Source organism: Lactococcus formosensis, assembly GCF_018403745.1.
In the GTDB taxonomy this organism is placed as follows: Bacteria; Bacillota; Bacilli; order Lactobacillales; family Streptococcaceae; genus Lactococcus; species Lactococcus formosensis.
Window position 1 is genome coordinate 454,800 of record NZ_BOVP01000001.1, and the last position, 14,221, is coordinate 469,020.

General features: G+C 40.6%; 11 protein-coding genes. 3 read left to right on the top strand and 8 right to left on the bottom strand.

The genetic code is table 11. From position 1 onward, the window contains the following. The first annotated feature begins 94 nt into the window (after positions 1–94). Positions 95–1,459 (top strand): amino acid permease, encoded by a 1,365-nt coding sequence (locus tag KJS37_RS02270; RefSeq protein WP_213495715.1) that lies wholly within the window; start codon positions 95–97, stop codon positions 1,457–1,459. A 34-nt stretch (positions 1,460–1,493) separates the two neighbouring features. Here the strand turns inward: KJS37_RS02270 and recA are convergent, their stop codons facing one another. From recA to KJS37_RS02285, 3 genes are all read right to left on the bottom strand, one after another. Then, positions 1,494–2,645 carry a recombinase RecA gene (gene recA / locus KJS37_RS02275; protein ID WP_019291389.1) on the bottom strand — a complete coding sequence of 384 codons (1,152 nt, stop codon included), beginning with the start codon at positions 2,643–2,645 and terminating at the stop codon, positions 1,494–1,496. A 100-nt stretch (positions 2,646–2,745) separates the two neighbouring features. Further along, positions 2,746–3,570: a DNA-formamidopyrimidine glycosylase gene (gene mutM / locus KJS37_RS02280; protein ID WP_213495717.1), complete on the bottom strand. Its 825-nt coding sequence runs from the start codon at positions 3,568–3,570 to the stop codon at positions 2,746–2,748. Positions 3,571–3,757: 187 nt separating this feature from the next. Continuing rightward, positions 3,758–4,501, bottom strand: coding sequence for a MurR/RpiR family transcriptional regulator (locus KJS37_RS02285; RefSeq protein ID WP_213495719.1), 744 nt, complete (start codon positions 4,499–4,501; stop codon positions 3,758–3,760). A 334-nt stretch (positions 4,502–4,835) separates the two neighbouring features. Here KJS37_RS02285 and KJS37_RS02290 point away from each other — a divergent pair, with 334 nt between their 5' ends. Then, a complete protein-coding gene (locus KJS37_RS02290; protein ID WP_213495721.1) occupies positions 4,836–5,633 on the top strand; it encodes a tyrosine-protein phosphatase in 798 nt (265 codons plus the stop codon). Positions 5,634–5,635: 2 nt separating this feature from the next. Next, positions 5,636–6,943 (top strand): PTS sugar transporter subunit IIC, encoded by a 1,308-nt coding sequence (locus KJS37_RS02295; RefSeq protein WP_213495724.1) that lies wholly within the window; start codon positions 5,636–5,638, stop codon positions 6,941–6,943. 24 nt (positions 6,944–6,967) lie between these two features. Here the strand turns inward: KJS37_RS02295 and era are convergent, their stop codons facing one another. The 5 genes from era to KJS37_RS02320 all read right to left on the bottom strand — a co-directional run. Then, positions 6,968–7,879, bottom strand: coding sequence for a GTPase Era (gene era / locus KJS37_RS02300; protein WP_096368745.1), 912 nt, complete (start codon positions 7,877–7,879; stop codon positions 6,968–6,970). 166 nt (positions 7,880–8,045) lie between these two features. After that, positions 8,046–11,027 carry a DUF7601 domain-containing protein gene (locus KJS37_RS02305; protein WP_244851300.1) on the bottom strand — a complete coding sequence of 994 codons (2,982 nt, stop codon included), beginning with the start codon at positions 11,025–11,027 and terminating at the stop codon, positions 8,046–8,048. Between the two features lie 62 nt (positions 11,028–11,089). Further along, positions 11,090–12,076, bottom strand: a complete 987-nt coding sequence (locus KJS37_RS02310; protein WP_213495726.1) for a hypothetical protein — start codon at positions 12,074–12,076, stop codon at positions 11,090–11,092. 135 nt (positions 12,077–12,211) lie between these two features. Next, positions 12,212–13,150, bottom strand: coding sequence for a hypothetical protein (locus KJS37_RS02315; RefSeq protein ID WP_244851302.1), 939 nt, complete (start codon positions 13,148–13,150; stop codon positions 12,212–12,214). A 67-nt stretch (positions 13,151–13,217) separates the two neighbouring features. Beyond that, positions 13,218–14,221, bottom strand: a 1,004-nt coding sequence (locus tag KJS37_RS02320) for a signal peptidase I (RefSeq protein ID WP_213495730.1), incomplete at its 5' end; no start/stop codon positions are given.

Genomic DNA, 14,221 nt, shown 5'->3' on the forward strand with positions numbered 1-14,221 from the left:
AACATGTAGCACATCATCTTGCTAAATTAATTCAAAAAAGATATAATTAACTGATAATGTCTATAATTGTACATAAAATTACAGAAAGGTTTTTATGAATAATGAAAACAATCAGACCCAAAGAGGTCTGAAAAATCGTCACATCCAGCTTATTGCAATAGCAGGAACTATCGGAACAGGTCTTTTCTTAGGGGCAGGTCAATCTATCAGCATGACTGGCCCATCCATTCTTTTGATTTATATCATTATTGGTGCCTTGATGTTCATCTTGCTCCGTGCAATCGGTGAAATGCTCTATATGGACCCTGAGCAACACTCTTTCCTTAACTTCGTCAGCCACTACCTTGGTAATAAGGCGGGATATTTTATTCAATGGTCCTATTGGCTTGTTGTTATCTTTATGGCTATGGCTGAGTTAACCGCTGTCGGGGTCTACATCCAGTTTTGGTTACCAAGTGTTCCTGTCTGGCTTACCGAAACCGTTATCCTCTTGGCCTTAACTGCTTTAAACACACTCAATGCCAAATTCTTTGGTGAAACAGAATTTTGGTTTGGGATGATAAAAATCGTTGCTATCGTTGGTTTGATTGTTACTGCAATCATCATGGCCTTCAGTGGCTTCCAAGCAGATGGTACAACTGTTAGCTTAAGCAATGTGACGAAAGACTTCTCCTTCTTCCCTAATGGCATCACAAACTTTATCGGAAGCTTCCAAATGGTGATGTTTGCCTTTGTTGCGATGGAATTTATCGGAATGACCGCTGCTGAAACATTGGATCCACGTCCAACACTAAAAAAAGCGATTAACCAAATTCCGATTCGTATTTTAATCTTCTATATCGGAGCACTCACGGCGATTATGTCCATCTACCATTGGACGGATATCCCTGCAGACCAATCCCCATTTGTTATGGTCTTTGATCTTATCGGCTTCAAATGGGCAGCAGCAGTGATTAACTTTGTCGTTTTGACTTCCGCAGCTTCAGCACTTAATTCAGCACTCTTCTCAACAACACGCAATCTTTTCTCTCTCTCAAAACTACACGGAGATAAAGCATTGCAGCCCTTCACGAAACTTTCAAAGAACGGGATTCCTACAAATGCTCTTTTCTTCACAGCAGCACTAATCTTCTTAGCTCCATTTATCTCACTTATTCCAGGTGTGTCTAACGGTTTTGTCTTTATCACAAGTGTTGCGACTAATCTTTTCTTGATTGTCTATATCATGACTTTGATTGCTTATACAAAATATAGAAAATCAAGCGAGTATCTTGAAGATGGCTTCAAGGTTCCAATGCCAAACGTCTTAGTTCCAATAACAATCGTCGCATTTGGTTTAATCTTCATCTCACTCTTCTTCTTTAAAGATACACGTATACCAGCCATTGGTTCAGCAGTCTGGATTGTTGTTTTCGGGATTATTTCTTATCTTCGTAAAGAAAAAACAGTTGACTTATAAATAAAAAAACTTCTGAATACAGAAGTTTTTTTATTTATTCTAATTCAAGCTCGATTTCTTCTACTCCAGCAGCTTCAACCTTTACTTTTTCATCTGCTTTTGCTGGTTTAGCATCTTCTTTTTCATTTTCTTCATCACTTTCAATCAAACCGTGATTTTGACGTACTTTACGGTCGATTTCATTGAAAATTTCAGGATTATCTTTAAGGAAAGCTTTTGCTTTCTCCGCACCTTGACCGATCTTTTCGTCATTATAAGAGAACCAAGCACCTGCTTTCTTCACAATGCCTTCTTCAACGGCAATTGTTAAGAGTTCACCTGTTTTAGAAATACCTTCACCAAACATGATATCTACTAAAGCAACTTTAAATGGTGGCGCAACTTTGTTTTTAACAACTTTAATCTTCGTCAACTTACCGATGGCTGTTTTGTTGTCACCAGAGCCTTCTTCGATTTTTGTGCTACCACGAACGTCTAAACGTACAGAAGCATAGAATTTCAAAGCACGACCACCAGGCGTTGTTTCTGGGCTACCAAACATAACACCGACTTTTTCGCGCAATTGGTTGATAAAGATCGCTGTTGTTTTTGTTTTGTTGATGCCTGCAGCAAGCTTACGCATGGCTTGACTCATCATACGTGCTTGCAAACCAACTGTCGAATCTCCGATTTCACCGTCAATTTCGGCACGTGGTGTCAAAGCAGCAACAGAGTCGACAACAACAAGGTCCACTGCACCAGATTCAATCAATTTCTCAGCAATTTGCAAGCCTTGCTCACCATAGTCTGGTTGTGACAAAAGAAGCTGGTCAATATCTACGCCGATCGCTGCTGCATAGACGGGGTCCAAAGCATGCTCTGCATCGATAAAGGCAGCAATACCACCTTCGGCTTGCACTTGAGCAACCGCATGCAGCGCAACTGTTGTCTTACCAGAACTTTCCGGACCATAAATCTCGATGATACGACCTTTAGGGTAACCTCCTGCACCAAGCGCAATATCCAAGGCCAAACTACCTGAACTTGTCACTTGAACTTTTTGACTCGCAGCTTCCCCTAAACGCATCAAAGAACCTTTACCAAAATCTTTTTCGATGAGGTCAAGTGCATCTTTTAATGCTTTTTCACGTTCTGCACCATATTTTTTTGTGATATCTTCTAATTTTTTCTTTTTCTTTGTAGCCATTATTTTCTCCGTTAATCTCTTGCTCTTTATATTATAGCATTTTTAATTTTGTTTGAAACTGATTGCACCGCATATTTTAGTACGTAAAAAAATTAAGTTTTCACTCTATTTTTTGACAATATGGACAAAAATGTGAACCACGTCCTGCAACTTTTATTTTTTCAATCGCCACTTGCTGGCAATGCGGACAAAGCTGTCCTTGTTTGCCATAAACCATGAGCAACTCTTGCATACTTCCTTCTTTACCCATTGCATTTTTATAAGTCCGAATACTTGAACCTCCGCGTTCAACTGCCGTTTGAAGGACCTCAATCGTATAATCATGAATACGATGAATTTGTGCTTTGCTCAAGTCTGAAGCCAACATTTCAGGGTGCACTTGTGAACGCCAAAGTACTTCATCAACATAAATATTTCCTAAGCCTGCAACCAAGGTTTGGTCCAAAAGATAAGGCTTTATCTTTTTTTTCGATTTTCTCAGTTTTTCAGCAAAAATCGCCTCATCAAAAGTTTCAACGCTCGGTTCTGGACCAATCTTTTTCGAAAGAAAATAACGTTCGACATCTTGACTTTGCAATAATTCCCAAGTCCCAAACTTACGGACATCGGCATAAACAAGGGTCGCATCTGAAAATCTCACAAAAATATGATCGTGCTTTTGCTTGTCGAAGACCAGCGGTTCCACACGATACTTTCCTTCCATGCGGAGATGCGAAATCAATGTCCACTCACCAAAATCAAAAAGCAAGTACTTGCCACGGCGCTGGATATCTTTGATGACTTGACCTTCAAGTTCTTTTTTTAACTCCTCGAATCCTGTTAAAACCATTCGTGGATATGAACTTTCAATCTCCAATATTTTTTTATTTCTCACCAGCTTTTCCAAGCTTTGGCGAACATTTTCAACTTCTGGTAATTCAGGCATCTGCTTTAGTATCCTATCCTATTATTGGGGCTGATTAGTGGGGAGCACCTAACAAGTTGTCTTGTGCTTTTTTCACACACCAAATATTGAACCTATCAATATTATAGCCTATTTCATTGTTAAAATCAACAGATTATATTGGTTTTTTCGATATACAACTAGTTTGTTTGGCTATGAAAGCAGCTTGCTATAACGCTTTTTCAACAAGATAATTAATGAATAAACTACTCAAACCTAACCTATAACGAGAAAGCGAGGGAAGGTGCGAAGGAAAGTTCATTGCCAGAAGGAGTTTGACCTCTTTTTCTAAAGCATCGTTCGAATGTTGGGTAATTAATATTGTGGAAATTTCTCTTTTATTTAAATTCAATATGGCACTACGAACTACTGTAGATTTAGCATTTGCTGAGAAAAAAATCACGAGTGATTGTCTAGAAAGACGTTCAAAAACCATTGTAGTAAGTTCAGAGGCTAAGGTAATCCGAATCCTAGAGGTAGGAAATCCCTTTTTTAGGAGCAAGTATGAGAAAAGTTCCATTAAAATATACTGACTCTCCGAAGTAGCACAAAGATAAATAGATGACGAGCTGTGCACCAAAGCTTTAAATTTTGTCAATAAACTTCTCGTTAGCGCCGCATCTAAACTTTGTGTAGCCTGTCTCAAGTCAAGTTCAATTTGTGATATTTCCTTATATGGTAAAGCCCAATCTAGAGAATACTTAAAATCGGCTACACCTTTAAATCCCAGTTTCTGAATAAAGCGTAAAAGGGTCGACTTAGAAGTGTAAATACGTTCTGCCATTTGAGTTAAACTAAGGTTAGGAATATCCCGTCGATGTTCAAGTAAAGCTTGGTAAGTTTGTTTCTCGTTATCAGATAGCTGATTCAAATATGGTCCTATAACTTCTTCTAGGGTTGTCAATATCTTCATCCTCCTCATCCAGATATTACTGGGTTTTCTACTTTTATTGCTTCACATTTTCTTCTAGCTTAACAAAATTTTCGACGTTCTCGTTCTACGCTCTCTCTATTAGGAAAATTTTATGTACAATATTTTATTTTTTAAGGCTAATAAATTGTCCTACAAAGACCGTAACCTCCTAGCTTAGTGTTACTTTACTGTCATCTCATATTCTAAGCCAAAATCGCCCATAAAATATTTAAGAAAAATCCCCTAAATTTGGGAAAAACTCTCAACCTTAGCATATCCTATATACTATGTGCCCAATTTTTTTTATACTGGATGTTAAAAGAAAGGGGGAAAAATGAAAGATTTTCACTTTGAGCAGCTTTATAATTTTCGAGACTTTGGAGGTTACCAAACCATAGATGGGAGAAAATTAAAAAGAGGACTTTTATATCGTTCTGATGAACTCAGCCACTTAACACAAAAAGATAAACAAGTGCTAAAAAACTTAAACATAAAGACAGTCATCGACTATCGTAATGAAGCAGAGCGTCTAGAGAATGAAAATAAAAACTTTGGTCAGAAAAAAACTTTTTACCTCACTCCCGTTGCTGATATAGCAGCCTTAGCTTCTGCAGAATATGGTGACATCGACATGGCAAATCAAAGTAAATTAACACCTGAGTTGGCTGAGTTTTTAATGATTGAACAAAACCATACTTTTGTAACGGATTCTCACTGCAAAAAAGTTTATAAAAAGATGCTAGAAATTTATTTAACACCTGATAGTGGTATCATCGTTCAGCACTGTCGTGGTGGGAAAGACCGTACAGGTTATGGTGTAGCCCTTTTGCAGGGGTTGCTTGGTGTAGAGAAAAAAGATATTATTCGAGACTACCTCTTGACAAATCTCTATAAAAAAGAAAGAAACCAACAAAGCCTTGAAAAGATTAAGGAAGAGACAGAAAACCCTTCACTTGTTAAAGCGATACGTTACTTCAAAATGGCAGACACACGTTTTCTTGGCACAGCATTAAGTTATATTGAGGAGCATTATCAGACTATTGAAAACTATGTAAAAGAAAATCTCTCAATTACAGAAGAACAAATTCAGTATCTTAAGGAAAGATATTTAGAAAACAAGGAGAAATTTTAAGTATGAGTAATATTGTAAAAAAAATGAAGCAGCAAAAATTTGATAAGATCAAACAGATTCTTGCTCTAAGCGCAGGGAAAATATCTCATAATTTATATATGCGGACTATTTCCGAGGCGATGATGGGTATGATGCCTATCATGATGATTAGCTCTGTCACTTCTTTACTTAATGCAATTGACTTTTGGGGCATCAAACTCTTCTTCCAAAATATCGGTTTAACCAAATTATTTGAACAAATCAATGCGATGACAATTAGTATTGTGGCAATTTACGTTGCTGTCTTGACTTCTTATAAACTCGCAATAAATCTCAAACATGAACCTCTCAATGCTACTATCGTAGGCTTGATGTCTTTCTTTCTCTTGACAAATTTATCCATTGAGGGCAAGACGCAGTTTTTAAGTATTATTGATTTGGGCTCTGCTGGGATATTTGTTGCAATGATTGGTGGACTCCTTGGCACACGCCTCTACATCTTCTTCATCGAGAAAAAATTAACCATAAAAATGCCTGAATCCGTCCCTCTAGTAGTTCAAAAAACTTTTGAATCCATTATCCCTGGCGTTTTAGTAGCTTTATTTATAGGTATTATATTTTCCCTTGTCTCACTTACTTCTCAAGGAAATATGATTACACTCATCAACACACTTTTACAAAAACCTCTCCTCTCTCTGGGTTCAAATATTTTTGCAGCTATGTTTATTGTTGCCTTTATTGAATTAATTTGGTTTTTCGGTATTCATGGAGTTCTAGCTGTATACCCTGTCTTGATGATGATTTATCAGCAACCTCAGATGGCTAACCTTGAAGCTTATGGCGCAGGCCAAACTCTCCCTTACTTATTCACAACTGGTTTTATCCTCAATAATCGTGGGGCTAGAAGCTTTGCTGTCGCCTTACTCGCAATTTTCAAGTGTAAATCGCAACAACTCCGATCTGTTGGAAAACTGGCTGTCATACCTTCATTATTTGGGATATCTGAACCAGTAAAATTTGGGCTTCCACAAATCATGAATGTGCGTATGCTTATCCCTCTCATGCTGACTCCAGCAGTTTCTGTCCTCTCTGCGTGGCTGTTGACCATCATTGGCTTTCTTCCTTATCAAAACGGTGTTAATCTGCCTTCTGGCTTTCCCATTATTTTCGGTGGTTTAATCACAAATGGTTGGCAAGGGCTCATCGCCCAACTACTACAGCTTGTTCTTTGTATCCTCATCTATATCCCTTTTATGAAGTCTCAAGACATGGCTTATATTACAGAAGAAAACAAGAATAGACCCGATAAAGAGTCCAAATATTTCTCATAAAAAAAAGCTCCTCAGAGCTTGATTTTACATATAATCTTCTTTTTTATAGCCAAAGTCCGAGAGATCCATTTTTCGGTCACGCCAGTCATTTTTAATTTTGACCCATGTTTCAAGATAAACTTTATCACCCAGCATTAGTTCAATATCACGGCGGGCCATTTTCCCAATCTTACGAATCATATCGCCACCTTTACCAAGAATTATGCCTTTTTGGCTCTTACGTTCAACAATGATAGTTGCCATGATATGAATTTTACCTGTTTCTTCGTCACGTTTCATCGAATCTGTTGTTACTGCAATGCTATGCGGCACTTCTTCACGTGTCAAAAGTAAGATTTTTTCACGAATCATTTCACTAACTAAAAAGCGTTCTGGATGGTCTGTCACCATATCTTCTGGGAAGTATTGTGGGCCTTCTTCGAGCTTGTTGCTCAATGTTCCGAGTAAACGTTCTGTGTTATTGCCTTGTAGCGCCGAAATTGGCACAACTTCCGCAAAATCCATCTGTGAAGTATAGTCTGAAACAGTTTCAAAAAGTGCATCTGGGTGAACTTTATCAATCTTGTTAACAACCAAAATAACAGGGACATCTGCAGTTTTCAAACGTTCAATAATCATGTTTTCCCCAGTGGAGCGGGGCTCATCAGCAGCAACCATGAAAAGGACCATGTCACACTCACGAAGCGTGGAGTAGGCAGATTGCACCATAAAATCGCCCAAGGCATTATGCGGTTTATGAATACCCGGCGTATCGATGAAGATAATCTGTTCCTTATCGGTCGTATAAATCCCTTGAATTTTATTGCGGGTTGTTTGGGGCTTGTCGCTCATGATCGCTATCTTTTGGCCCATCACATGATTTAGAAATGTTGATTTTCCAACATTGGGACGGCCTAAAATGGCTACAAATCCTGATTTAAATGTATTATTTGTCATAGTGCTATTCTATCATATTTCAGATGGATATTCTCTCCTTCTTATCTTTTACTTAATAAAATCCTCCTAACCTTTTTCCTACAAACCACCTTGAAAAGTAATTAAGGAAATGAAAATGGATGAGCTTTGTGCTTCATCCATTCTCAAACTTCTTTCGAGTCAGTGCTTAACGTCCTTTACTTTTTGTTTCCCTATAGAGCAAGTAAGCGATACGGATACACACCAGCCCTAAAATAACGGCTGTCAGTGTTAAGCCATCCCCAACATCCGGCAAGCGTCCCGTAGTACTTGGCTTATCTGGTGTTTGGCTCGGTGGCTCTTCCATTCCAACGTAAGTATTGTGAATTATGAAGCCCTTTTGTGCATTGCCGCTTATTTTTGCACTATAGCCATTGACTTCACTCTCTTTGACCCGATACTTAATTTCTCGTCCTTCGGAATCATAGCGTGGCATTTTCTGAAACAGTGTTTGCCATTCCATATCTGCCGTCAGCTCCCGACGGCTTACTTCCTTATTATCAGCCATTAATTGTACGATAATACTTTCCGGCTGTAAGTCTGCCGTCAATTCTTTATGGTCCCAAACTTTGTTCACGGGGATGTCCAGTGTTTCTTCAAGTAAAGCAGAGTCATCAAAACGGTTGGTAAAGACAGGGATTAAGTCATCAATCCGTTCTCCATTTTTGGTGAGCCATTGGTCTGTTAAAGAGAGTAAGCCATCTGTGCCTTGCTCAACCTTAACAAACCATCTGTACTCAGCATTGTCGTAAATCCAGCCTAAAGTGTTGCCTCGTGTTTCATGAACCGTAAATTCGAAGGTTCCTGGTCGATCAAAGGAAATTTCAGGGAAGCGTACTTGCCCACTGTTCGTGATATTCACAACATGACCACCAGGATTCATAACAAACTCAAATTGCTCGGCATTCGGTGCCGCATCTCCAGTAATCAGTTTCTCAATCTCAAGGCTAGCTGTCACTGGATCTACCCATACATTATGCAGGTTGATATTCTCTGGATTCGTCTCTGCACGCCAACCTGAGACGGGAATTTCTCGGATAGTATAGTGGATTTCATTGCCTTCGTTATCAAACTTTGGTAAGTTATCAAAACTGTAGGTCCAGTTTGGTCCTTCAACATTGACTTGACGAACCGCAATGTCTCCTTGCATCAGCTGAACCGTGATATGTCGAGGCGTTTGGACACCTTCTGGCATTTCCCAAGTCTTTGTCCCTGACAAGCTAATCGTGTCGCGAACATAACGGTTGGTCTGGCGCACATAGACATTACGTCCGATATGCTCCAGTTCAATGGTTCCTGTCCCGTTACTGATACCTTCTTGACTAAAGCCATTGTCATAACTGTCATGTTCGACAACACGCCAGCGATCGCCAAGTTCAAGTACGATGGGGAGGGAGGTCTCACCACTTCTCAGGCGAATCACTCCATCTTGCTTGATATCGTTGATATAGAGGTCAAACAGGAACTCATGTTCCGCATCATAACCTACACCTTCTACACGCTTTTCAATAATCAGCTGAGCTGAACCATTAGGGATTTCTCGGTTGACAAAGGTATGATGGGAACCATTTCTATTTCCCGTTTCATCGCCATTCGAAGTGCTACTTACGGTTTGTCCTCCAACAGTGGTTAACGCTTCAAGGAATCGGTCGATTTCTATTTCACGAATACGGTAAGTCAAGCCCGGTGGCAAGTCTGCAAAAAGTACTTTCTGACCATGCCGCAGACGGATGATATCACCAGACACAAAGTCTTGTAACTCTCCTTCAATGCCATTCTCAATGATTCGGTACTGGAAAGTTTGCCCTTCATCAGGTTCAAAAGTGACTTCAAAGTCAAAGTATTCTTTAAGTGCAGCTTCGTCATCTGAAATCACCTGCTTTTCAAAGGAAAGAAAAGTCAGAACAGGCTCTCCACCATCGATTTGATAACTGTTGATAAACAGATGTCGATTATTCGCATCTTGAACAATGTTCCCCTCTACATCACGCGTGCCAGAAACAAAGTTAGGCATCTCCACTTCCCGAATCTGATAAGACGTGCCGACAGGGAGGTCATGAATGGTTAAAATTTCGCCATGACGTAGAGTCAAAGTATCACCATCAGCAACAGTGCCCTCGCGGGTATCGTCATCATTATCAGGATCATCATCGATTTGATAGCGGTTAGTTGTAAAGCGGAAAGAAGCACCGTCAGGTACATCTGACAGTTGTACTTCAAATTCAAAATCAATCTCTTTTTGTTCATTGGTCACGGCAGAACCGTCTGAATTAACAACTTCTTTCTCTAAGATGAGATTACCTAAACGTGTCATGTCACGATTGGTAAAGTCTACTATCGATGGATCTGAACTAATATTTCCCGATGAGTTATTGGCTTGGCCGTGTTCCATCCCTACCTCTTCAACGATGTAGTGTACTCCCACAGGAATATTCGTAAAGACTGCACGTTGCCCGTGGCGAAGCTTCAAGGTTTCTCCTGAAGCTAGCTCATGACTGTCGCCATTGCCATCGATTTGATACGCATAAGTCCCACCGTCAGAAAAAGTTACCCGAAACTCAAAAAGCTGAGCGAGTTGTTCCTCTGACAGCTCTGTGCCATCATCATTCACCAAGGTCTTCTCGATTATCAAATCGCCCGATAAGCGACGGTTATAAGCTGTCACTATGGGGCTATCATTTGTCGTAGCCGTTGTGACGGTAAAGTCATATCGCCGAATGGGTTGATTTCCCGCATCCAAGTCTGGCGCAAAACCATGAGGCAGACGAATTTCTTGGAAGAAATAACGTCCCGGTGGAAGGGAGACTGTAATCCGTCCCTCTTGGTCCGTTGTAAAAGTACTTTGTACCTGCACAGGATTTTCAGGATCTTGGGCATTGTAAAGGACGAAATCGGCACCTGGAACAGGTACTGTTGTTTGATTTCCTTCCGTATCCCTCTCTAACTTCAACAAATGAACAGGGCGTGCTTCTGTACTTGTTTGCCCTTGATTCAGTGCACTTTGTCTGCCACTGTTCCAAGCCAAGGTTCCTGTAATTCCTGTGGCTAGAAGTGTCACTAAAAGAGCAGAAAGGAGGACACGATGCCTCACATTCAACTTACTGAAAATGTACTTGAATCTGTTCAACACCTGTCCTCCTTTCTTTAATTTTTTTAAGAATTATAAAGCTCTAATCTTTGAATGCTTGACTATTATGGCGCAGGAGTATGTACAGCTAGAATTGCGTCAATGATTGCTTCACCATTTGTTGTATCAAGGTCTCCCTCGTTGTCATCTTCCCAAAAATCTGCAACATCTCCTTCAGAGACAAACTGTCCAATGACATGGAGTTGATAAGACCAGTCACCCTCAAAGCCTTCCAGCGCTGTAGTTTGTGGGAGTTTACTGTCCAAGAGGAAGCTTGTTGCTGCGCCACCGGCTAAGAAGTCTGCCCAGTAAGCCCAACCTGTCTCTTGGTCGATAACCCAGAAGTTACCAACACGGTCGTCAGCATTAAGCGCTAGCCATTGCAGATATGTTACTGGCGCGCGGTCTTGGTCAAGTACTTGACGTGTTGCATGCTCTTCTGGCGAGTCTCCTGTTACCGGAAGTGCGAAGGAGAGGTCCCCTGATCCCCAATAGCCGTCTGTACCCTCACCTGGGTGAGTCACGCCTTCATGCTCCATATCAAAGGCTGTACCTGCAGCAGCAGTCATCATTGAAACTGGGTCTAAGTTAAAGGTAGGCATGAACCACGGACGGTCGTCACCATGCGTTGCTTGTCCTAGAGCCAGATGGAAATACGTATTAATCGGCTCATTAGCCCCGATACGCGTTTCCGCTGCACTACCCGTTGGACTACCAGCAGGTCCTGGAATCCAAGTCGGCCAAGTCTCTGGGTCATTAATATCAATATCTGCATCATCAACGATAGATACGCCATTTTTAGTAAAGAGTTCTGTAAACTTCACACGTGTTAGGATTTCATCCGTCCCAAAGTTTTCGGCGAAAACATCTTTGTTTCCTGATTCATCATCAAAGTAGTCATGGACACGACCTCCATGTTCAGGACGATTAGTTCCCTCTGTTATATTGAGGACCCGTTGACCGAAGCTCGTAAAAGCGAAAGTCCCTCCGATAAGAGCTAAAGCTGAAGCGAGTACGCCGATTTTGATAAGATTTTTTGTTCTCTTTTTCATAATTTCCTTGTTTTCCTTTTTTATTTTTTGACTTACCATAGGTAAATGCGTTCTTTTTGTTGAGCGGCTGTAATTTATTTCAATTAACCACCCCCTTCATTTTTTATTCTTTTATAGTAAAAATATTTATTCACTCTAGTGTGTAATGCGATGAAGTAAATCTTGAGCTGATGTTGTCACACCCGTCCAACTCTCTGCATCTTCTGCAGTCGCCAAGTCTGACTCAGCATGCATAGCATAATACGCGTCTTGTGTTTCAAACTTGATCTCTAAAGCATCCAGTAAAAGGCTCGTTGCACCATTCTTAGGAAGCCAGTTTGCCCAATAGAGCCATCCATCCGTATCATGTACCCAAAAGTTTCCTGTCGGACGTCCCATAGCGATCCACTGGCTCATGGTCATATAACCTCCATGCTCGGACTCCACCGTCTCTTGCGCTGTATGTGTCACCTCAGGTGTCTGAACTTCTACATTACTCGTGTCGTCCCAAGTACGTAAGGTTGAAGTATGTGTTTGCCCCAATGTCCACTGATCATGCGTACCTGGCATCATGATACCTAAGTTAGTATTATAGGTACCAGTCAGCAGCTCCAGACCTCGTCCTGTTGTGTTAGATTCACTGTTCTGATTATTTCGGTTGAAGGTAGGCATGAATATTTTAGGACGGCTATTATCATCACCAAGATAAAGACCGACATAGTTGCGTAAAGTGGAGACTGTCGCTCCATCTGAGAGGTATCCATCGGGTCTGACGATAGCCCACGAGTTTCTATCTGTTAGACTTGCTTGCTCTAGCCCTGCTCCACTGGGCGGACTTGCTTGATTTGCCGCAACATCTTCACCAGCTCCCTGCCCCATCTCGAGATATTCACTAAGCCGAACTCGAGCTAAGATATTTCTAGAAGAATAGTTTTCCACAAAAATATCCTTATTCACTCTGCCACGACCATGACTAATATGATCTAAACCCTCAAAATCATCATGAAGGCGTCCCCCAGGAGCACCCCCATGCCGTGTTTCATTAATAACTCGCTGGTCCAGGGATGTCCAAGTAAAAGTCCCTGTTGTACTCAAACTCAGAACCACCAGTAACAGAGCGGGAATTATATATCGCTTTTTTATACTCCATTTAGAGAAAAAGTTATACCGCTTCATGAGACAGATCCTTCCCTTCTGTCACATCACGACGTGTTCGCTTTCTTTTATTTCCCGATTTGAACTGTTTATGTTTAATCGCCATAACGATGAAGTTCATAACCTCATGAAGCAAGAGCATTGTAATCAACATCACGATGACAGACACAATAAGATTATTTCGAATAAAGTGAATGGCTCTACCTAGAGGGTAACTTGAAAAAATTACCTGACCAATGATATTGCTTGCATGTACCATATCACTATCCTCTCTTTGGTTATCCACTCCCTTAGTTGTAAAGCCTCTCTCACGTGTCCGAAGATGATTTTCCTCAATTCCAGTGATGCGGTGTGTAACCACACGGTCTGACTCCGTGATAAAGGTAATATCATCACCAATATCCAGAGTATTGGCATCAACCTGACGTGTTAATAGAAAGCTATTTCTCGGATAAACGCTCCTCATTGAATTAGAAAGAACCGTCATTGGGGAGAAGCCACCTATATTGATTGGTTTACTTGCTTCATCCTGCAAAATCAAACGCGATTCTACAAAAATTAAGAGCACAATAACGATGAGGTAAAAGAAGGCATTACTCAGGAGACTTGCTCCCTTTGATTTTGACTTAGCCGGCCGTTTGTCCTGATAATTATCGAAATACAACTCTGGACTGCCCGGATGGTAGAAATCCGAACGTACTGCGGGTGTTGCTGTCAGCTTACTGACGATCAAAGTTGGATACTGTTTCGCTTCTTGTGGGAAAGCATTATAATAATGGTAGGAAGAGGTATCTGATACTTCTTCCTTACCTTCCATTCTCTGATTAGGAGTTTCTGAGACGAGCTCCTTTTCTTCTCTATGATTTATTTTTGAAGTAACGTTTACTTCCTTCTCTATGATCACTTCATTTCTTAAAGCATCTACTAATGGTGTATCTACTAATGGTGTATCTACTAATGGTGTATCTACTAATGGTGTATCTACTAATGGTGTATCTACTAATGGTGTAT